The organism is Maribacter sp., from assembly GCF_039968975.1.
GTDB lineage: Bacteria > Bacteroidota > Bacteroidia > Flavobacteriales > Flavobacteriaceae > Maribacter.
The window spans coordinates 1-20941 of the sequence record NZ_JBDVOT010000004.1; the positions used below are offsets into that span (position 1 = coordinate 1).

At 34.7% G+C, this 20941-nt stretch carries 16 protein-coding genes; 5 read left to right on the forward strand and 11 right to left on the reverse strand.

Annotated elements, in window-relative coordinates:
• Nucleotides 1-120: 120 nt before the first annotated feature.
• The 7 genes from ABJI11_RS00130 to ABJI11_RS00160 all read right to left on the reverse strand — a co-directional run bounded on the left by ABJI11_RS00130 (nt 121) and on the right by ABJI11_RS00160 (nt 12040).
• Nucleotides 121-3366 (reverse strand): two-component regulator propeller domain-containing protein, encoded by a 3246-nt coding sequence (locus ABJI11_RS00130; protein WP_348348399.1) that lies wholly within the window; start codon nt 3364-3366, stop codon nt 121-123.
• Between the two features lie 432 nt (nt 3367-3798).
• Complete coding sequence (locus ABJI11_RS00135; protein WP_348348400.1) at nt 3799-5283, reverse strand: cellulose synthase family protein; 1485 nt, start codon at nt 5281-5283, stop codon at nt 3799-3801.
• Between the two features lies 1 nt (nt 5284).
• Nucleotides 5285-5974 carry a glycosyltransferase family 2 protein gene (locus tag ABJI11_RS00140; RefSeq protein WP_348348401.1) on the reverse strand — a complete coding sequence of 230 codons (690 nt, stop codon included), beginning with the start codon at nt 5972-5974 and terminating at the stop codon, nt 5285-5287.
• Nucleotides 5974-6465, reverse strand: coding sequence for a hypothetical protein (locus ABJI11_RS00145; protein ID WP_348348402.1), 492 nt, complete (start codon nt 6463-6465; stop codon nt 5974-5976). Before ABJI11_RS00145 ends, ABJI11_RS00140 begins: the two co-directional genes overlap by 1 nt.
• Nucleotides 6466-6520: 55 nt before the next feature.
• A complete protein-coding gene (locus tag ABJI11_RS00150) occupies nt 6521-8926 on the reverse strand; it encodes a hypothetical protein (protein ID WP_348348403.1) in 2406 nt (801 codons plus the stop codon).
• A 153-nt stretch (nt 8927-9079) separates the two neighbouring features.
• Entirely contained in the window at nt 9080-10663 is a 1584-nt protein-coding gene (locus ABJI11_RS00155) for a 4Fe-4S dicluster domain-containing protein (protein ID WP_348348404.1), read from the reverse strand.
• A 30-nt stretch (nt 10664-10693) separates the two neighbouring features.
• Nucleotides 10694-12040 carry an FAD/NAD(P)-binding oxidoreductase gene (locus ABJI11_RS00160; protein WP_348348405.1) on the reverse strand — a complete coding sequence of 449 codons (1347 nt, stop codon included), beginning with the start codon at nt 12038-12040 and terminating at the stop codon, nt 10694-10696.
• Between the two features lie 277 nt (nt 12041-12317).
• Here ABJI11_RS00160 and ABJI11_RS00165 point away from each other — a divergent pair, with 277 nt between their 5' ends.
• The 4 genes from ABJI11_RS00165 to ABJI11_RS00180 all read left to right on the forward strand — a co-directional run bounded on the left by ABJI11_RS00165 (nt 12318) and on the right by ABJI11_RS00180 (nt 16475).
• A complete protein-coding gene (locus ABJI11_RS00165; protein ID WP_348348406.1) occupies nt 12318-13034 on the forward strand; it encodes a DUF547 domain-containing protein in 717 nt (238 codons plus the stop codon).
• Between the two features lie 27 nt (nt 13035-13061).
• Nucleotides 13062-13937, forward strand: coding sequence for a hypothetical protein (locus tag ABJI11_RS00170; RefSeq protein ID WP_348348407.1), 876 nt, complete (start codon nt 13062-13064; stop codon nt 13935-13937).
• A gap of 172 nt (nt 13938-14109) precedes the next feature.
• Nucleotides 14110-15375: an outer membrane protein assembly factor gene (locus tag ABJI11_RS00175; RefSeq protein ID WP_348348408.1), complete on the forward strand. Its 1266-nt coding sequence runs from the start codon at nt 14110-14112 to the stop codon at nt 15373-15375.
• 65 nt (nt 15376-15440) lie between these two features.
• A complete protein-coding gene (locus ABJI11_RS00180; protein WP_348348409.1) occupies nt 15441-16475 on the forward strand; it encodes an N-acetylmuramoyl-L-alanine amidase in 1035 nt (344 codons plus the stop codon).
• 1 nt (nt 16476) lies between these two features.
• Here ABJI11_RS00180 and ABJI11_RS00185 read toward each other — a convergent pair whose 3' ends face one another.
• Genes ABJI11_RS00185 through ABJI11_RS00200 form a run of 4 tightly spaced genes read right to left on the reverse strand, consistent with a single transcriptional unit; the run spans nt 16477 to nt 19247 of the window.
• Entirely contained in the window at nt 16477-17181 is a 705-nt protein-coding gene (locus ABJI11_RS00185) for a TIGR04283 family arsenosugar biosynthesis glycosyltransferase (RefSeq protein WP_348348410.1), read from the reverse strand.
• A 40-nt stretch (nt 17182-17221) separates the two neighbouring features.
• The gene (locus tag ABJI11_RS00190) at nt 17222-18037 is read right to left on the reverse strand and encodes a purine-nucleoside phosphorylase (RefSeq protein WP_348348411.1); all 816 of its coding nucleotides are present in this window, start codon (nt 18035-18037) and stop codon (nt 17222-17224) included.
• Entirely contained in the window at nt 18034-18705 is a 672-nt protein-coding gene (locus ABJI11_RS00195; protein ID WP_348348415.1) for a TIGR04282 family arsenosugar biosynthesis glycosyltransferase, read from the reverse strand. The genes ABJI11_RS00190 and ABJI11_RS00195 overlap by 4 nt, the downstream gene beginning before the upstream one ends.
• 35 nt (nt 18706-18740) lie before the next feature.
• Nucleotides 18741-19247, reverse strand: a complete 507-nt coding sequence (locus tag ABJI11_RS00200) for a rhodanese-like domain-containing protein (RefSeq protein ID WP_348348412.1) — start codon at nt 19245-19247, stop codon at nt 18741-18743.
• Nucleotides 19248-19362: 115 nt separating this feature from the next.
• On the opposite strand from ABJI11_RS00200, the gene ABJI11_RS00205 reads away from it, so the two are divergent.
• Nucleotides 19363-20886 carry a glycoside hydrolase family 32 protein gene (locus ABJI11_RS00205; protein WP_348348413.1) on the forward strand — a complete coding sequence of 508 codons (1524 nt, stop codon included), beginning with the start codon at nt 19363-19365 and terminating at the stop codon, nt 20884-20886.
• Nucleotides 20887-20941: the final 55 nt, after the last annotated feature.

Here is a 20941-nt window from a genome sequence, read left to right on the forward strand (position 1 = left end):
TGAACAGCCGTTAATTAATGGTCTTGGTATGAATCAATTCTGATAAAGTTGCTTTTAAACATTATAATTTTAGAAAAGTTAGGCGCGAAATTATATAGTATAGCACTAATTTTAATAGTATCAGTTAGTGTTATTTATAACTGGTAGGTGAATTATAAATGTAGTCCCTTTTTCTAAAACACTTTCAATTTTAATAGTTCCATTTAACTTTTCAACCAATGTTTTAATAATTGCTAGACCTAAACCATTAGAAGTTTCACCGTCAGTTGGTTTTGCAGAGAGTTTTTGAAACATTTTAAATGCCTTTTTCTTATCATCGTTAGACATACCAGGACCATAATCTTTAAAAGAAATAAGTACAGATCCCTTGTTTGATGCCACGTTTAAATCAATAGTACTTCCTCTATTGGAAAACTTCATGGCATTGGTCATTAAATTATCAAAAATACGGGTCAATAATTTTTGATCAGAATATATAAGTATCGGTTTGTCTTCAATTTTTTTTCTTAATTTTTGGTTCTTATCTTCTAACCTGCTTAGATAACTTTTTTCCCATTCTTCTATGAAGATTGAAAGGTCAAATTTATTTAGTTCAATAGTTTTTTCAGGATGATTGATATTGCTCATTAGAAGCAAGTCTGTAATTAAGCTATTTCCACTTTTAATAGATTTATTGATGTAATCTATATAAGTACGCTGTTTTTCATCTAAATTCTCGTCGTCTTTTAATAGATGAATAAGACCGTCAATACTATTTAGCGGACTTCGTAGGTCATGCGCTATTACACCTATAATTCCATCTTTTTCTCTATGTAAATCTTTTAATTTTTTATTGTTCTCTACTAATTCTTTTGTTTGCACAGCTACTTCCTTTTGAAGTATTTTTTTGGTTTTCTTCAATGTATTTAATCGTATATAATAAATAGAAAAAAGTATACCGATAATCAACAATAAACTTAGCATTCTAAACCACCAAGTTTTCCACCAAGGAGAACTTATATGAATGGTCAATGAAGTTTCGTTCTCGTTCCAAACATTTTCGTTGTTTGATCCTTTAATTTTCAGCTTGTATGTATTTGGATCTAAATTGGTAAAGGTCAAATCATGTTTGGTGCCGTAATCTACCCAATCTGTATTAAAGCCTTCCAATTTATATTTATACTTGTTTATTTTGGAATTGGTAAATTCTAAAGCAGAAAATTTAAAAGTTAAATTGTTTTGATCGTAGGGTAAATCAATAGTCTTTATTTGATCTATGTTTTCATTGAACTGCATAGATTTGTTATTGACTTTAATGTCGGTTAAAACAACGTTTGGAACGTGTAGGTTGTCTTTAATGTCATTAGGGTTGAATATGGTAAAGCCAGATGTACCCCCTACTAATAAATTTTCATCAGTACCTTGAGAATGGCCACCCATATCCAATATACTATTGCCAGGTATAGAGATATTACAAAAGTGGATTTCACCTTGTTCTGTTTTAGATAAACCGTTAGGGGTAGTCAGCCAAATATTATCATCTGCCCCAGATAGAATACCAAATATGATATCACTAGGCAAGCCATCTTTCACTTTGTACTGTTCAAATTCTTCGGTTTTAGGGTTAAAGATAGCTAGTCCGCTTCTTGTTCCAATCCATAATTTATTTGATTCATCTAAAAATAACGATCTAATCTTATTACCTACAATACAATTTTTATAATTTTCCTTGTAGTCCCATAGTGAGAATTCAAAAGTATTGGTGTTCAATAAAATTAATCCTCTATCGCTGCCGATCCATACTTCAGAATCAGATGCTCGTAGCATACAGTTCGCTGCAAGATTACTTAGTATATTATCAGGGTCATTAGTAGTTCGTACGGCTATAATTTTACCGGTAGTTGCATTGTAGACTAGTAAACCAGCCCCTGTTGTACCAATAAGCAGACTGCCATTATCCAGTTCATAAATACTTTTAATATGACGTATTTTAGTTGTTAAAGGGTTTGAGACGAAATCTAATGCTAAAATAAATTTATCAGCTTTTGCATTATAAGAATACAGACCTCCGCCTTGCGTACCTACCCAAAGTACATTGTTTTTACTACGGTAAATGGTCCTGATTTTTGGGGTATTGGTATCTCCGCGATAATTAAAATCTTTAGTATAATTTTTAAATAGACGTCTTTTAGAATTGAATCTACTTAATCCGTTATTGGTTCCTATCCATATAGTTCCATCTAAATCTTGGAACATGGCGCGTACATTATTATTGACCAATGTATTGTTATAGTTGTCGTCTTTTTCCCAATGATTGAAAATTAGATTTTTAAGGTTGAACTTGTTTAGTCCATTTCCCGTGGTCGCCATCCAAATATTTTCAGATTTGTCCACTAGCACATCTTCTATAGAATTATTGTCAATATTATAAGCGGTATTACCGTCTGATCTGTATACTTTAAGTTCTTCTGTTGCTAAATCATAATTTACTAAACCACTACCATTGGTACATAGCCAAATACTACCTTTGTGTTCATTATAAATTTTCCATATATAAACATCGCTAATAGAATTACCATGGGTAGTAATAAGCTTCGTTTTTTTATAGGTGTTGGTTGAGATGTTTAGAGTGGCCAAACCATTGTCTGTAGCTACCCAAAGCTTATGGTTTGTAAGATGTAGGTCATTTATGAATTCAGAAGGATGTTCCTCTTCTGAAACATAATTAGGCTTTACTTTTTTGAATGTACCGTCAGAGGGTAAGAAATAGTAAAGACCTTCAAATTCATCGCCTATATACAGATTTCCTTTTTGGTCCTCTATGATAGCTTTTATGGAATGTTTGCAATTTTGGCATTCTTTGGGTTGCATATAACGCTGAAAAGAAAGACTGTTTTTATCAAATAAATTCAAGCCGCTTTTTGTGCCTACCCAAAGCCTCTGCTGACTGTCTTCGTATATTTGTAATACATCATTACTGCTTATAGAAGTAGGTTCGTTATAATTATATTCAAATCGCGTTATAATACCCGTTTTAGTATTATAAAGATTTAGACCGCCGCCCTCTGTGCCAATCCATATGTTGCTATTAGAATCTTCTAACAAACAAGTAATCCAATTATCTGATATGGAGTTTTTATCATTGGGGTCGTAATTGAATACTTTGGACTCATAACCATCATATCTATTAAGTCCGTTATTGGTACCTATCCAAATGTAGCCTGTTGAATCTTGAAGAATACTTGTGGGATAATTGGATGAAAGCCCATTTTCAATGCCTATTCTCTCTAAAAACTGATTGTTAGACTGGGCATTTAATTTCAGTATTGTTAAGATGAAAAGTACTGATAGGAGAGATTTTCTTATTAAAGGGGATTTGATTAACAATTGATTTATTTTTCAAAGAATTTTAGTGTACTGTCAAAAATAAACAGGAATAGTCTTACTAGGTAAAGTAGGTCAATTATTTATAAAAATCTATTATTTTAACCTTTAATATAGAGTATTCTTAAAAAATGAGTGCATATGGGTGGTTTGCGTTAATAAAAAAATAAGAATTATTTGTCAAATTGTCTCTTATTAATTTATTAGTGTAATCGGAGCAACGGCTTGGACTACTACATTCAATTGTTAATTTGAGCATACTAAATTATATAGATAAAGATAGGTGATTAGGTTATTGAGGGAGATTCATTAATTGATGTTGCCGTATAAATTTACATATTGATGAAAGTATTGGTTTGCTTAGTTGGTAATAGATAAAATTAAAAAGGACAGCCATTGGCTGTCCTTTTTAATTTTATCTAATTTAAGGCGATTTTAAGCTCTCGAGGTCAATGATTTAAAGAATACAAAGCCAAATCCCAAGAACAACATAAAATGAAAAGGGAACAACCCAAAATCATTTAATGGTATTGCGCTGTACATACCAAACATGAAATAAATCATTAAGGCAAATTCCAATATCATATTCGGCGATAATTTTTTAGCTAAGTATTTATTGCCTTTCCAACTTTGCTTTAAGGTGCTAATGTTGAATTTTGGTGTACGTACAAATTCACTTCGTTTACCCATATGCCCTTCTATAACGGCAATGGTATTATGTAAAGAGAAACCTAGTGCTACAGAGAAAAAGGTAAAGAATATACGTATGTAGTCTACAAAGTTGTTAAAACCGCTGCCTTGTATACTCTTATAGGTAAACCAATAACACACGAATAAGATAATTGTACTAACAGTGAACAAGCTTAATAGTGAGAATACCCAGTCTAAATGACCGTATGTGTTTTTTATATAAAGAGATGGTATGCTAAGTAAAGCCACTAAGAATACACATAAAAACATAGAACTGTTCAGTAAGTGCATTACTCCGTGAAACTTCGTTTTAAAAGGTATATTTTTTGCAGCAACAACACTCCAAACCGTTTTTCTAAAGTTCTCTGCACCACCTTTGTTCCAACGAAATTGTTGTGAACGTGCTGCACTAATAACTACAGGAAGCTCTGCCGGAGTCTCTACATTTTCTAAATACTTGAATTTCCAGTTTTTCAGCTGTGCACGGTAGCTAAGATCAAGGTCTTCTGTTAAGGTGTCACCTTCCCAGTTGCCAGCGTCAATAATGCACTCTTTACGCCAAATACCAGCGGTACCGTTGAAGTTGATGAAATGACCTTTACTATTTCTTCCAACCTGTTCTAGGGTAAAATGTGCATCAAGAGCAAATGCCTGTATTTTTGTTAAGGTTGAGTAATCGCGGTTTAGGTGTCCCCAACGGGTCTGTACCACACCAATTTCTTCGTCTTTAAAATAAATTACGGTTTTTTTCAACCAATCTGAAGCCGGTAAAAAATCTGCGTCAAAAATGGCAATGAATTCACCCTTCGCTACTTCAAGCCCTTCTTTTAAGGCACCCGCCTTAAAACCAGAACGGTCAGTTCTTGTAATATGTTTAATATCTAAACCGGTCTCTTGTAATTTTGCAATACTGGCTGCAGTGGTAACTACGGTGTCATCAGTAGAGTCATCTAAAACCTGTATCTCTAATTTACTCTTTGGGTATTCTATTTTTGCAATGTTTTCCAATAAACGGTCCATTACATATTCTTCGTTAAATACAGGAAGCTGAATGGTTACGAACGGAATTTCCTTTGGGTCTAATAAGTTAAACTTAGGTGCCGTTTGGTTTTGTCTTTTTTGAGATAAGTAGTTGATCAACAGATTAAGCTGCGCCAAGCTGTAAAAGAAAATTAATAGTAATGAGATACTATAAATTATGATAATAAAATAAGCTAGAGCTAGTGCCATATTATTTAATACTGTATTTGAAGATCCACCCCAAAATTTTTATGCCTGCAAATATACTACCTTTTACGGTTCCTGAAACTTTAGAGATGCCAATTCTTCGTTTGTAACGTACTGGTACTTCGGTATATGTCATTTTTTTCTTAAGAATTTTCAGTTGCATTTCAACCGTCCACCCATAAGTCTTGTCTTCCATGTTCAATTCTTTGAGCTTTTCGTATTTAATTGCCCTAAAAGGACCTAAATCCGTAAATTTTGCACCAAAAAACAAACGCATTAAAAATGTTGCCAGCCAGTTGCCAAAAACCTGTTGTGGGGTCATAGAACCTTCTTCTCGTAAAGCTTTAGTTCTTGCGCCAACCACAAAATCAATGTCATTTTTTAATATAGGAGCAACCACCTTATCCAGTTCCTCAGGATAATCAGAATAGTCTCCATCAATAAATACGATAATATCTGGTTGTTTAGATGTAGTCGCAACATAATCTAAACCTTTAAGGCAGGCAAAACCATATCCTTTTCTGGTCTCTGTAAGTACTGTGGCACCTGCAGCTTCGGCATTTTTTACGGTATCATCTGTAGAATTATTGTTCACAACGATTACCTCAGATACCGTTTTTGGTAATTCGTTGATGACATGGGCAATAGAGTTTGCTTCGTTAAAAGCTGGTATAATTACTTTAATGTCTGTCATTATTTTAAATCTGATAAACTATTTTCACTGGTAAAGGCACGAAAAGATGTCCATTCTTTAATCTTTTCACCTTTACTGTATTTCTCTGCAGATATCAACTTTGTATCCTTATACTTTAAGCAATACCCGTCTTTTATTCCTTTTGTTAGCTGACATTTATGGTTAATACGACCTTTTTTATCGTAAAAAAGCCACCAGCCAATTTCTTTGTTATCGGCAAATTTGCCTTCTTTGATTCTAATGCGGTCTTCATTGTAAAAAAACCAATACTTTTCTCTTTTTCCATAAGCGTAAAAACCTTGCTCAGATTTATGTCCGTTTGGGTGGTAAAATGTCCAATGGTCTGTTCTTGTGCTATACCGCATCCATCCTTCACTTTCTAAGGTGCCATCTTCATAATAGGTGCGTTCATAACGTTTGTCTTCAGGATTAATAAAAGCTAACAATCCTAAATAAATAAGAGCGGGTAAAAAGAGTTTAAATAGCTTCATTTTTTTAAAATATTAGATTAACATTTAAGTTCTTGCAATACCAAAGACTACACCGTTATTTTCTGCTTTTTATGGTATAGGTGTTTTTTCCTTTTTTAAGCGGTATTTCAGTTCCTTGCCAATTTAAGTTGCCTTTCATTGTTTGGGGAATTGTTATTTCTGCGGATAATTTATTCTTGTTTTTCTTTAGTTCAAATTCAATATTTCCTTTTGATGTAGGAAGTAAACCTACCATTTCATTTAGTTTGCCAAAGGCCGGGGTAATCTGTACTTCCTCAAAATCATTCTGTACCGATTGAATGCCTGCCAGATAATTAAAATAAAAATATGCTGGCGATGCACTCCATGGGTGAACTTCTGATCTGGTTGGTTTCTCAACACTTTCAAATCTTTCTAATGTCGTGGTCATATGGTCGTTGATCATTTGTTCCCAAGGTTTCTGGGCAACATCGAACAACTCAGGAGCATTTATCTTTTTAATCGCTTCAAAAAGATAAAAACGATAATAATAGGTAGCTTGTAGTAAGTCTTTTTCGTTTAGAATTTTATTTAAAAGTGCTCTTTGCTCATTTTGTGGGATTGCATCTGTCAATATGGCCATGATATTGGTATGCTGATCATAAATAGTTTTATCAGGTCGCTCAGCAAATAAATTTCTTTCATCGTCGTAACAAAGTTCGTAAACAGATGTAATAATTTCTTGAGCTCTGGTCTTATATTTTATTGCAGCTTGTTTGTCACCTATTACTTCAAAGAGATATGATGCATTTTGCAGGGCATGAACATAATGTAAACTTACAACGGCAGAATTGAGTCCGTCATTTTTGGTAGCGGTTCCACTTCCATTATTAGGTCCTGTATACCAGTCTACAAAATAGCGATAAGGCGTTTTGTTGACCAAATTAAGGTCGTTCATGTTTTTTTCGAATCCGGCAAGAGTATTTATGATTCCGTCTTTGTAGGTTTCAACAAATTCTTTATCGTTAGAAGTGTTGTAATAATCTGCAATCATATCAACCCAAACCAAAGAGTAGGTAGGGTAAATAAAGGTAGAGCGAAGCGGGTAAGCTCCTAATATGTTACCGTCAGAGTCTCTACTATGATCAAATTGACGAATGGCGTTTTTGGTATGCTCTGCATTACCACTTAATGCTTCCCAAATTAAACCTTGTATTTTAGTATCGCCCACATACTGCATAGTTTCGTAATAGGCATCACTTAAAAAATAATCTTGTGTACAAATGTCAATGGTACGCTTACAAATATCAAAAATGTCATTGTACATTTTGTCGTCAGTAGAGAACTTTGCAATAGATGGTATGGTAGTTCTAGACCTATGGTTTACAAATTTTTCTAGAACAAGTTCCTGATCTTTGGTTTCAACTTCAAATTCTATGAACCGAAAGGTGCGCATCCAATTCGGGATAAATTTTTGGTTCGCTTCGCCGTTAGATATTACTTCGTCGTAATAACCCAAAAGCTTTTTATTTTCTAAGTCGTTACGGTCTCCTTTTTCATTGTTGGCACCAAAAAGATTCTCGGCGTATTTAATGGCAATAATTGCAGATTTCCCTTTGCTGAATAGCAGTTCTGGAAATCCGTTGGTAACATACTGCTGGTCTAAAAGAAAAGTAGTTTTTGTATTAGGGGCAAGTGTCAACGTACCCAATACAGGAAACTCTGTGTTTAGGGCAGAAGAGGAACGAACAATGCTTGCAACTCTTTCTTCATCCCAAGAAAGTAAAGGTAAATTACGGGGTTCCAATAAGTAGGCAATAGATCCGCCCATACTACTGGCATTTTCAAAGAACTCTACTTTTACCCAATCGCTATCATCAAAACTTAGCGTTTCCCAATGAGTAGGATAGAAGTTCATATCAACAATGTCTGTAGGGTTATTGGCATAGAATCCGCCGACAATGGCTTTTTTGCCATTACCTCTCCAAACTACTTCATTTGCTTTGTACGACCCGTCAATGGTGGTTAGCCAAGTATCATTAAAGCCGGTAGTATTAATAATTTTAGCATTTTCGGTAACACCGTTTACCATGACGCTGGTAAATATGGATTGCATGCCCAAAAATCTCCTTTTTCCAAAATTGATGACCTTAATTGCAATAACGTTTTTACCCTTGTTTAGGTAATCTTTTAAGTTTAAGGTTTCAAATTTATAGTGCTGAATGTCGCTCAATTGCGGACCATGGGTAATAAATTTACCGTTTACATATAGAAAATAGTGGTTATCTGCAGAAATATTAATTATAAAGTCTGCCTTTGTATCAGCAACATTAAATGTATTACGAAATAAAACCGCTGTGTCTTCACCTCCTTTTAGTTTTGGGTGACTAACCCAACTGGCACTGATATTTTCTTTACCATAAACAACCTCAGGGTAATTAAGCTCTGTCTGAGATTGCGTAGATAGTGACAGTAAAAAAAGTAAGTATAAAAAGCGATTCATGTACCGTTTAAGTTGTGGTTAATAGGTTGTAAAGATCATGAAAGATTAGTGAAAACCTATCTTTCATGATCTTTTTCCTGTTTTAAAAAATAGGTGAATAAGATTAAAAGCATCACTGAGCTTAAAAGCACAGCTTTATTTTATGGATAAAATCTATTTTTTATTCACTAGGTCCATCAAATCAACATCATTACCTAATAAGACATCTTTAGAGTTGATACGCCCTTCTTCTGGTCCATTTTCTAATTTTAAAACCCCTCTTGGGCATACTGCGGAACAAATACCACAGCCTACACAACTAGAGCGCACAATGTTTTCTCCTTTTTGTGCGTACGCACGCACATCAATGCCCATTTCACAATAAGTAGAACAGTTACCACAAGAAATACATTGACCACCATTGGTAGTAATTCTAAATTTAGAGAACAAACGTTGTTGAAAGCCTAACATAGCAGCCATTGGGCATCCGAATCTACACCAAACACGGTTTCCTAAAATTGGGTAAAACCCTGTTCCAATAACTCCAGAGAAAATACTACCAATTAAAAAACTGTAAGTGGTACGTAACGTTTCTGCTTTGAATATGAATATATTTCCTGAACCACTAAAAAAGTGCATTCCTATTAATACGGCAATAATAGTAAAGTATCCAATTGCACCATATTTTGCATCTTTGGCTAGTTCTTCTCTTTTATAAATCATTACCCAAGAAAAAATAGCGGTTAAAATAACAGCAACCCCAGATATAAACATGGTTTTTGTTAGCCAATATTTGCTAGTGTCATTACCTAAATAAGAATATATAACGGCTATGGTCATTACGGTTACAAATACTACCACACTGTGTACTACCCAACGCTCTACCTTCCAGGCAAATTTAGATTTATCACTTAATTGACGAAAAGAATCACCTGCAGTTTCGGCTAAACCACCACAACCACAAACCCAAGAGCAATACCATCTTTTACCATATTTATAGGTTAAAAAAGGAGAGATTACGAAGATAGATATGATGCCAAAAAATAACATGGTCATACCTACACTACCAGAATCTATAAAACCATTAATACGATAGCGCTCAAAGTTGTAATAGTTTAAGGGCCACATATTTTTTAAATCGTAATACGGTAAATCGCCATTTAAACGCGCCATGATTTCTGGAATGAAAAAAGCGAAAGCAGTTTGAAAGAACATAACACTTACAGTTCTCAATTGCTCATATTTGTTATGGCGATATTTCCAAATAAACTTGGCGCCGAAAGCTAAAATAGCAACAGTATACATGGTTCCGTAAACAAACCATTGACTGGCAGGGTTGCCGCTTAGACCTTTGCTTAAAGGATCAAATAGGGCAATTAATCCAGTATTGTCGCCATCTTTTACGAGACCGAGGTATTGTGGATAAAAATATAGTACAATGTAAAAACCTGTTAAGGCTATACCTGCCATCCAAGCAAGTACACCACGGCTAGAAATAGATTTAAACCAAACGCCATCATTCTTAATGCCTTTGTGCTTATGTGCATATGCGGCTTGTGAAAACCAAATGATACCCGCAAAAATGGCAACAATAGAGATTGTTAGCCATAGAGCCGTATTGCCAAGGTTTAAATTGAATAATTGTAGAATGAGAATTCCCAGACCGATCATTCCTGTGACTACTGCCAATTTTTGGCCTGTATTTAATGCTTTAGGCGGTTCTCCCGCAAGAGACATACTTCTGTCAAAATTACCCATAGTAGGTGTTGTTTGTTTTTTGTTGTTTAATTAGGCGATACTGAAAATACGTTTCCAGCTTTTTTTCTTAGGACTAATGTTCTTATTAAAATCAGCATTGTATTTAGCGACAATTTCATCCTCATAGAGTTTAAAGAACTCAGGATCGAAATTGGCATCTTTTAAATAGGTCATTACATGGTCAATATCTTTGTTTTCTGTTAACCATTGATCAAAAATTTCATGTCGCATACGAATACCAAAGGTGTTGATGCCTAAGAACTGATGACTGTCTTTATCAAATGCAACTGTTATACATATTTTTTCAGAAGCGTGGCGCCAGTGAAAATGGTATTCATTATCTTTTTTGCTACGTTCGCTAAAAACCCAACCGTAGGTTTGGTATTCTACATCTAAAAATTTAGCGGAGTTGAACCAATGACCAGGGTTGTATTCTCTTGGTTTACCGCAAATAGTTTGTGCTAGAGCTTCGCCCATCATTCTACCGGTATACCAAACAGCTTCAATTGGTCTTCTGCTACCAATACCTTCATGTTGCTCTGCGCAATCACCAATTGCGTATACATCTTTTACGTTGGTCTCTAAAAAACGATTAACCTTAACACCTCTGCCTAATTCAATGCCAGAATCTTTTAGAAAATCGATATTTGGGGCTACACCTGCAGTTAAGCCAACTACATTACATTCAATGGTTTCGCCTTTATCTGTAACTACAGCTTTTGCACGCCCATTTTCATCAGAAATTATTTTTTCCAGGTTGGTGTCAAGTTGTAGATCAATATGGTGTTCTAGAATATGCTCGTTGATCATGGCAGATTCTCCAGCGGGTAAAACACCGTTCCAAAAGCTTTTTTCACGTACTAAGAAAGTAACCGGTATTTCACGAGATCGCAACATTTCTGCCATTTCTATACCAATAAGTCCGCCGCCAACAATAACAGCGCGGTTACATGCCTTATTATTAGGTGCATTTTTCTCAAGCATCTCTAAATCTTGTTTAGAATACAGACCTTGTACACCTTTTAAATCTTGACCGGGCCAACCAAATTTGTTGGGTTTAGACCCAGTTGCAATGATTAGTTTGTCATATGATATGGTAGAGCCGCCTTTTAAAAGAAGCTTCTTAGAGTCGGTTTCCACTTTTTCTACAAATCCGTTGACGAGGTCTATTCTGTTTTTCTTCCAAAACCAATTCTCGTAAGGTTGTGTGTGTTCAAATTTCATGTGCCCCATGTATACATACATTAATGCGGTACGGGAAAAGAAGTAGTCACTTTCTGCAGATATAATGGTGATTTTTTTGTCTGATAGCTTACGAATATGTCGAGCTAAAGTGACCCCAGAAATGCCATTGCCAATAATTACTATATGATCCATAAAATGCTTTTGTTGATGGTTGTGTCGGTAATAAAGGTAAGAACTTAACAGCTTACTTTTAATTTAGAAAGATTATAAACTTGTTATAACTCTGTGATACTTTTAAACGTAGTTTGCGTTTTAATCTTATTAAAACGGATTTGTAACATACAGTAAATCAGTATTTAATTGGCTTAAAAATTTTAAATAAAATAAATTATTTTTTTTGAGAACTGTATGTTTTTGTAAAACGCCACGACCGAAACAATCTCAAAAGTGATACTAAAATTAAAATAAGATGAATAGAATTTTTATACAGACGTTGTTTTTCCTTTTTATAGTTACCAGTGTTTCTGCACAAGATGTAGCTACGTTTTTTGGCAAGAGCGATAGTTTTTTTAAGGAATATGTTGTTAATGGTAAAGTAAAGTACGCAGCTATTAAAAGTAATCCCGATGTTTTAAACGAAGTATTGAATTCCGCTAAGGGCGTATCGGTTTCTAAATCTAATGCCACAACATATCAAGCTTTTTGGATCAATGCTTATAATCTACTTGTTATAAACGGTATCGTTAAGAATTATCCTTTAAAATCTCCTTTAGATGTAGCGGGTTTTTTTGATAAAACAAAATATGAAGTTGCAGGGAAGTCCGTAACCTTGAACGGAATAGAAAATGATTTGTTAAGAGCACAGTTTCCAACTGAGCCAAGATTCCATTTCGTATTAGTATGCGCAGGTTTAGGGTGTCCCCCAATTATAAATGCTGCTTACAAGCCAAACCTATTGGAGGGTCAGTTACAGAAGCAAACCGTTTTGGCAATAAACAATCCTAAATTTATAAAAGTAAACAAGACCAAAGTTCAGATTTCACAATTGTTTGAGTGGTATAAAGGAGACTTTGAACAAAATGGAAGTACTGTAGATTTTATCAATACCTACAGAAAAGAACAATTACCAGACAATGCAAAAGTTTCTTACTACTCTTATGACTGGTCTTTGAACGAGGCTAAATAATCAACTAAGAATTTTAAAAACCTAAAAATGAATATTTTAACTAGAAATTTATTTCTTGCAGTGGCTTTTTGTGCCCTTTTTGAAGGATATAGTCAAGATAGTTTGCAACAGAAAAGTAATATACAGCAGTACACACCATCTAAACTGGTAGGTCAAGGTCAGTACGATGTAAAGTGGTTTAATAATTTATATACACAAACTGAAAGCACATTTACAGAAGGAGAAGAGCCAAGACAAACTTTTTTCACTTCTACTTTAGAAGGGTATACCGGTGTTGGCACCAATAAACGGTGGAATGTTGGTGCAATTTTAGAATTCAGGTCAAATGTAATTGGTGATAGAAGTGCATTAGATGTATTTAAATTTGATGGGGAGAACAACACTGCTAGATCAGGACTTACATCTATTGCGCCATCTGTGAAATTTGTGCCTATCGCATCGGTAAGTAATTTTTCTGTCCAAAGTTCATTTTTTATCCCATTGGTAGATAATGAAACTGAAAACGGAGTGTTTTTAGACCAAAAAGGATATATCTGGCAGAATAGATTCTTTTACGACTATACTTTCCCAGGCGATAAATGGCAGCTTTTTAGTGAAATCAACTCAGAATTAAGTTTCGGGGATAAGGAAGAAAGCTTCGCTAACAACAGTTTAAACCTTAGTCCAGGTTTATTTCTTAGTTATTTTCCCTCAAATAAGTTTACGATTTTGGCATTGGCGCAACATTCGCAACGTTTAGATTTGGGAAACAATTTTACACAAGATTTTACAGCTTTGGGCGGCGGGGCAAAATATCAATTAACAAGTGCCTTGAACCTAGAAATACTGTATACCAACTTTGTACGTGGTAATAATACAGGGCTAGGGCAAACCTTTAATTTAGGTTTGAGAGGAATTTTTTAAATAAATAGTTTGAGTGTTCTTGAAAGAGCCTTTTGTTCTAATAAACAATTAGGCTCTTTTTTGGTTTTTGTAGTTGTGCTTTAACACAATAATTGATTACACCCATAATTTATTCTATATTGAAAACCTTAGCTCTAAATTTATATAGGTTAAGATATGAGTATTTGAAAAAATGAATACAAAAACGTTACCATTTCTATTGTTAATGCTTGTCAGTTTCATGATGAAAGGGCAAGAATTGACGGTGGCAGAATTGCACTTTTCTGGAGCAAAGCAAACCAAAACATCTTTCATTGAAAACCTTGTAGATGTACAGAAAGGTATGAAGTTAGATTCTGTACTTATAAATAGAGATATACTTCGTTTAAAAAGGTTGCCCTCTATATCTCATGCTTATTTTAACGTCACTGTTTTACCGAATGAAACCTGCAGCTTAGAGTATGTAATTGAAGAAAACTTTACATTAATTCCGTTCGCAAATCTCTTTAGTTCATCAAATGACAATTTTGCTTTTAGGGTAGGGCTGCAAGAGTTCAATTCTTTTGGGCGTAATATCACCTTGGGAGCCTTCTATCAATATGATAATTATAGCTCGTTTGGGTTAAGTGTTAGAGCGCCGTACCTGTTTTCTAGTAGGTTAGGTTTAGCAGTAAATTACAATGATTTTACGACCCTAGAGCCTGTGTTTTTTCAAGATGATACTGCGGACTATAAATATAGCAATACCGGTTTTGAACTGTTAGGGCTGTATGAGTTCAATTTTAAAAATAGAATGGAGTTGGGCTTTAGTTTTTTTACAGAAGACTACCAGTATGTTGAAGGCGCAACCGGTGAAGGTGTTCCATTGAATTTAAATGTTGATAAGCACTTGCTTAAGCTCATTTATGATTATAACAGTTTGGATTATTTCTATCATTATTTAGAAGGATTCAGAAGTCAGTTAAATTTGCAATATGTAGGTAGCGCCGATACAAATTTACCGGAGTTTATAATAGGGTTTAATGATTTTACCTATTTCAAAAGAATAGGTGATAGGGGTAATTGGGCAAACCGGCTTCGTTTAGGTCTGGCAAGTAATGTTGATAGCCCGTTTGCGCCATTTACGGTAGATAACAATTTAAATATTAGAGGTGTTGGTAATTCTATAGATAGAGGTACGGGTATGATTGTTTTGAATACAGAGTATCGTCAAACCTTTATTGATAGAAATAAATTTGTATTGCAAGGCAACATATTTGTTGATGGCGGTACCTGGAGAAACCCCGCTGGTGGTTTTGATGACTTATGGAATAGTGAAAATATAAGAATCTACCCAGGAGTTGGGTTGCGATTTATGCACAAGCGAATATTCAATGCTATTTTTAGAATAGATTACGGCTACGGAATCACTAAAGATGGGGACAATGGAATTGTCTTTGGTATTGGACAATATTTTTAGCAATCTTTGTGCTGAATTAGAGGTCATAACTGTATTATGGCATAGACATTGTGCTTTGTAATGAGATGAAAAACAAGAACTTTTTAGGTGTAATATGTTTGTTTTTAGGTGTTTTTTGCTTTGGGCAAGATTCGCTTAAGACGATGACGGCAGAACCTGGCGACGGAATTTTATCACTGTTGAGGAAACAAGGAGTAGATCCGTATGAGGTGTTTGATGAATTTGTGGCATTGAATACCGATAATTTAAGAGACAGTGTTCACTTAATTGCAGGTAAAACTTATGTGATGCCGCTAATAAAGTTAGATACTGTTGCTATTGTTGATTCATTGCAGATTCAGGCGAAAGAAGTAAAGGAGATAGAACGCACTTCTAATGATATATTCGGTGAGAAATATAAAACCGTACTTACAAAAAGTAAACGCTTAGAAGGTAATGTGTATTATTTGGTAAGTGGTCATGGAGGTCCTGATCCAGGGGCTATGGGTATGTATGCTGGTAAGGCCATAGCGGAAGATGAGTATGCTTATGATATAACATTGCGTTTGGCAAAAGAATTAATGTCACATGGTGCTGAGGTGTATATCATCATTCAAGATGAGAACGATGGAATTAGAGATGAACGTGTTTTAGAAATTGACCATGATGAAGTAGCGTATCCAGATAAAACAATTCCTTTAAATCAGTTAGCGCGATTAAAACAACGTGTAGATATTATTAATGATCTATATAAGGATAACAGAGGAAAGTATCAGCGTTTGATCGTGACCCATGTAGATAGTAGAAGTGAAAATCAAAATATAGATGTTTTCTTTTATCACCATGAGAAAAGTAAGAACGGTGAAAAACTAGCGGAAAGTATTCATAAAACTTTCGGAGCCAAGTACAAAAAATATCAGCCTAATAGAACCTATTCAGGAACTTTTGAAGATAGGACATCGCTATATTTGGTAAAGAAGACCCATCCTGCCATGGCATATATTGAGATAGGAAATATTAGAAATAAAAAAGATCAGGTCAGAATTCTTGATCCGGATAATCGTCAGGCGCTTGCCAAATGGATCAGTGAAGGTGTGTTGTTGGATTTTGAGGGAGAATAGGTTAGGCAGCTATGTGTTTTAAATAATATTGATAAAGTTCTGTTGGTTTAGCGCCTAAATGATGTTTTAAGTGAATCATGCCAAAATGATACTGTAATCTAACCGTGCCTCGTTCTTCATACCTTCGTACAGAGGTAGTAATAGCAGAAGAAATAATTTTAAAAGGTTTTAGTTTGTAAACTCTTTTAATAAATTCATTGTCTTCATATATAACATAATTTTCATTGAAGCCGTTGAGTTCGTGAAATAGTTTGCTGGTGATAAATAGTGATTGATCTCCGCCACGACAAATTTGATGGTTAATTTTTGTGCACCAGCTAAAGAATTGTAAAAAAAGACTATTGCTGTTAAAGCGCATTTGAAAACAACCTACCTCAAAACCTTGGTCAATTTCATTTAAAATATCGCTATCAAAATCTTTTGGAGGTAAAGAATCTACATGTAAAAAATAAAGGACATCGCCAGTAGCTTTTGCTGCGCCAAGATTCATTTGTTTTGCACGTCCTTTGTCGCTGTTAATTACTATTGCTCCATGTTTTTGAGCATTAACAACAGTACGGTCGGTACTACCGCCATCAACCACAAGTATTTCTTTTATACGGTTGCTGCCCGCATTGGTAGAAATGGTAAAAAGTACATCTTTAATGTACTTTTCTTCATTCAACACTGGAATGATAATACTTATGGTTGGCTGGTGAGTACTCATAAACTATGTTTGTTTTTATGTAGTAGAATACCAGAAATCCTTACAATTGCTTAATTAATTCTTGAAATAACTTCACCATTTTAGGTTCTGTTTTTTCGGCTATAGAAATAATTTCGCTGATATCAACGGGTTTTAGATTGTCTGGGTCGCACTCGTCTGTCAAAACAGAAACGGCAACAATAGGTAACGATAAATGATTTGCAACAATAACTTCAGGTACGGTACTCATACCTACAGCATCTGCCCCAATTAACTTGATCATTCTGTACTCTGCCCTAGTTTCTAGTTGAGGACCCACAACAGAAGCGTACACACCACTTTTTAATGATATATTGTGTTCTTTGGCAATAGCGGTCAATTTGTTGCGCATATCTACATCATAAGGTTCTGACATGTCTGCAAAACGCTCTCCGAATTCACTAACACCTTTAAATGCTAGGGGAGAACCACCTTGCAGGTTAATATGATCCTCAATCAACATCATATCACCTTTTTTATAATTAAGATTTACTGCACCGGCTGCATTAGAGATAAACAGTTTTGAAATACCTAACATGTGCATTACACGAATAGGGTAAGTAATGTCTAAAAAGTCATAACCTTCATAAAGGTGAAAACGACCTTGCATAACAACTACTTTTTTTCCGGATATGGTTCCATATACTAATTTACCGGTATGAAATTCTACGGTTGCTAAAGGAAAAAATGGAATGTGGTTATAGTGTGCGTCAATAGGGTCTTCTACGCTATCTACTAGTTTACCTAATCCTGTACCTAGAACAATACCTATTTCTGGATTGTCAAAACCTTTGTTTTTAAGGTAGTTTACAGATTCTAAAAGTTCATCTTTCATCATAAGTTCATATGTTTTAAAAAGGGTTTAAAGGCGTCAACATCCTTTATGTCCTCGTAATAATCTACATCGTTTTTTGTTTCTAAAAGAGCGGTAGTCTCATTTTTAAGGTCAGCTAAAGTATCTTTTAGAACAGTTTCTGTGCCCCAAGTTTTATTTTTAAAAAGCGCGGGCATAAATTTTTTCATACCAAGTAAATAGTATCCGCCATCTTCAGCAGGTCCTACGACAAAATCATTTTTCTCTAAAGATTTAAAAGCATTTTCTAAATCTTCTTGAGATAGGTCTAGCATATCGCTACCAATGATAATGATTTTTTGGTATTCGTTTTGAAAGCCTTCTTGAAAGGCATTGGCCATACGAATGCCTAAGTCTTCACCCGCTTGAATTTTTTTATCAAATTTCTGGTTGTCCCAAATATCGTTTTTCCAAATTTCTTCAGAATAATACACCTGTTTTTCTGCATATAAATTTTTGGTGATAGACACGGTGTGGTCTAATAAAAACTTATAAATATCATATGCTGCTTGGTCACCAACGGTAACCGCTAAGCGTCTTTTACCTTTGCCCAATTCTGGGTTTCTAGTAAAAATCAGCAAAAGATTATTTGAATTTGCGAGGGTAAAATCAATAATTTTCTCGTCTTTTTCAGTCTTGTTGTTCAGTAATATTCCCAATGTAATTTCTTGATTTTTCTAACTCCTAGTTAGTATACTTTAATTCCTTCATGTAAAAGCTTGCCCCAATGTTTGCTAAAAGCGTGAACACTGTCGGTAGCAACTTCTTTGTCGTTAAAAACTTGACCTCCTTTATTTTTCCAATCAAAAATGCCGCCGTGCAAGTTTAAAATTTTGGTATATCCTAATTCTTTTAACTGTTCGCCAATATCTTCTGATCGTACCCCAATAGAGCAATAAACAATTATTGGTTGCGATTTGTCAGGTATAGTTTCTAATACCTTTTTCTCGTTGAATTTTTTATAACCTACCCAGATAGCATTTTTAAGATGACTGACTTCGAATTCTTCTTTTTCTCTAGTATCTAAAAAGGCAATAGAATCTGTTTCGGGTAAATTTTCAAAATACGCATAAGGTATAGTGCCTTGGTTCCAGGTGTTTAAAGTTTTGGTGATTTTGTCTTGCCCGAAGCTATCTTTAGGGAAAGATAATAAGACCAAAGAACAGAATATTAATTTAGAAATTAGTATTTTCATTGCTACAAATGTACTATAATTACTAATGAAGAAGTATCTGTATAAAAGTGAATTTATGGTTAAAACTTTACAAAATAAAGGTTTACAAGTATTAGTTCTATTAACCGTTGTTCTAATGTTTAACTGTAAACAAGAAGTAAAACAAGATGTTGTCCAAGAAGATTTAGAACCAACGGGGTATTATGTTGAGCCTTACAGATCTCAATATCATTTTACACCGGAAGAAAAATGGATGAACGATCCAAACGGACTTGTTTATAATGATGGTGTATATCATTTATTTTATCAATACTATCCGGATAGTACCGTTTGGGGCCCTATGCATTGGGGGCATGCGGTAAGTGAAGATATGATGGAATGGAAACATAAGCCAATTGCACTTTTTCCTGATGAGTATGGTCTAATATTTTCAGGTAGTGCCGTAATGGACCACAATAATACTTCAGGATTTGGTACGGAAGACAAAACTGCAATGGTGGCAATTTTCACCTATCATGATATGGCGGGTGAGCAAGCTGGTACAAAAGACTTTCAAACACAGGGTATTGCCTATAGCTTGGATAATGGTGATAGTTGGACTAAATATGATGGAAACCCGGTTATTGGCAATACGGGAATTAAAGATTTTAGAGATCCAAAGGTTTTTTGGAATGACAAAGCTGAGGTTTGGACTATGCTTTTGGTAGCAGGAGACCATTTACAAATATGGAATTCTCCTAATTTAAAAGAATGGAAAAAAGTTAGTGAGTTTGGTAAGGACCAAGGAGCACATGGTGGCGTTTGGGAATGTCCAGACCTATTTCCGCTACAAATTGAGGGTACAGATGAAGTGAAATGGGTGCTTTTAATAAGTATAAACCCAGGTGCGCCAAATGGAGGTAGTGGTACACAATATTTTATAGGAGATTTTGACGGCACAACATTCACTACCGATCAAGTAGAACACAAATGGGTAGATTTAGGTAGAGACAATTATGCAGGTGTAACCTATAACGATGCCCCAAATGAAGAGCGTGTATTCATAGGCTGGATGAGTAACTGGGACTATGCAAGAGATACGCCGACAGAAAAATGGCGTAGTGCCATGACGGTACCAAGATTGTTGACCTTGCGTAAACTAGGTGATGAAGTAGCGCTGTTTAATTATCCTTTAGAAAGTTTTGAGAAACATGTTGCTCTTGCCTATCCTGAAAGTATAATAGAGATTCTGCCTACTAGAAAAAGAATTTTACCATTAAAATATGGTAATCAAAGTAAAACAAAATTCACTTTGTCTGTACCTAATGCTCAAATGTATTTTAGAAACAAAAATGGAGATAGTTTAAGCATAGATATTGATAGGGATAAAAAGATAGTGACTCTGGATCGAAGAAAATCAGGTAAGGTAGATTTTAGCGAGAAATTTGCTCCAGGTGTTCAGCAAATGAAAATTCCGAATATTCCTGAGGGTCCTATTGAGATAGTTATGCTTTTAGATCACTCGTCTTTAGAACTGTTTATAAATGGCGGGCAGTATGTGATGACAAATCAGATTTTTCCTAATGAGTTTTTTAGGGCTTTGACCATTGTAAATAATTCAGAAGAGAAATTAAAGATAGAAGATTTTACGGAGCATAAAGTGGAGCGTGTTTGGGATTAAGACGGTTTTTTTCAATAGATTCTTTTAAGGTGGACTATCCGTCTTATGGGAATAA

Excerpts from the sequence above, each read along its gene's own strand:
- ABJI11_RS00200 (WP_348348412.1), bottom strand. The coding sequence starts at position 19,247 with ATGAAAATACTAATTTCTAAATTAATATTCTGTTCTTTGGTCTTATTA.
- ABJI11_RS00165 (WP_348348406.1), top strand. The coding sequence starts at position 12,318 with ATGAATAGAATTTTTATACAGACGTTGTTTTTCCTTTTTATAGTTACC.
- ABJI11_RS00150 (WP_348348403.1), bottom strand. The coding sequence starts at position 8,926 with ATGAATCGCTTTTTATACTTACTTTTTTTACTGTCACTATCTACGCAA.
- ABJI11_RS00170 (WP_348348407.1), top strand. The coding sequence starts at position 13,062 with ATGAATATTTTAACTAGAAATTTATTTCTTGCAGTGGCTTTTTGTGCC.
- ABJI11_RS00180 (WP_348348409.1), top strand. The coding sequence starts at position 15,441 with ATGAAAAACAAGAACTTTTTAGGTGTAATATGTTTGTTTTTAGGTGTT.
- ABJI11_RS00190 (WP_348348411.1), bottom strand. The coding sequence starts at position 18,037 with ATGATGAAAGATGAACTTTTAGAATCTGTAAACTACCTTAAAAACAAA.
- ABJI11_RS00185 (WP_348348410.1), bottom strand. The coding sequence starts at position 17,181 with ATGAGTACTCACCAGCCAACCATAAGTATTATCATTCCAGTGTTGAAT.
- ABJI11_RS00145 (WP_348348402.1), bottom strand. The coding sequence starts at position 6,465 with ATGAAGCTATTTAAACTCTTTTTACCCGCTCTTATTTATTTAGGATTG.
- ABJI11_RS00155 (WP_348348404.1), bottom strand. The coding sequence starts at position 10,663 with ATGGGTAATTTTGACAGAAGTATGTCTCTTGCGGGAGAACCGCCTAAA.
- ABJI11_RS00175 (WP_348348408.1), top strand. The coding sequence starts at position 14,110 with ATGAATACAAAAACGTTACCATTTCTATTGTTAATGCTTGTCAGTTTC.
- ABJI11_RS00135 (WP_348348400.1), bottom strand. The coding sequence starts at position 5,283 with ATGGCACTAGCTCTAGCTTATTTTATTATCATAATTTATAGTATCTCA.
- ABJI11_RS00160 (WP_348348405.1), bottom strand. The coding sequence starts at position 12,040 with ATGGATCATATAGTAATTATTGGCAATGGCATTTCTGGGGTCACTTTA.
- ABJI11_RS00205 (WP_348348413.1), top strand. The coding sequence starts at position 19,363 with ATGTTTAACTGTAAACAAGAAGTAAAACAAGATGTTGTCCAAGAAGAT.
- ABJI11_RS00140 (WP_348348401.1), bottom strand. The coding sequence starts at position 5,974 with ATGACAGACATTAAAGTAATTATACCAGCTTTTAACGAAGCAAACTCT.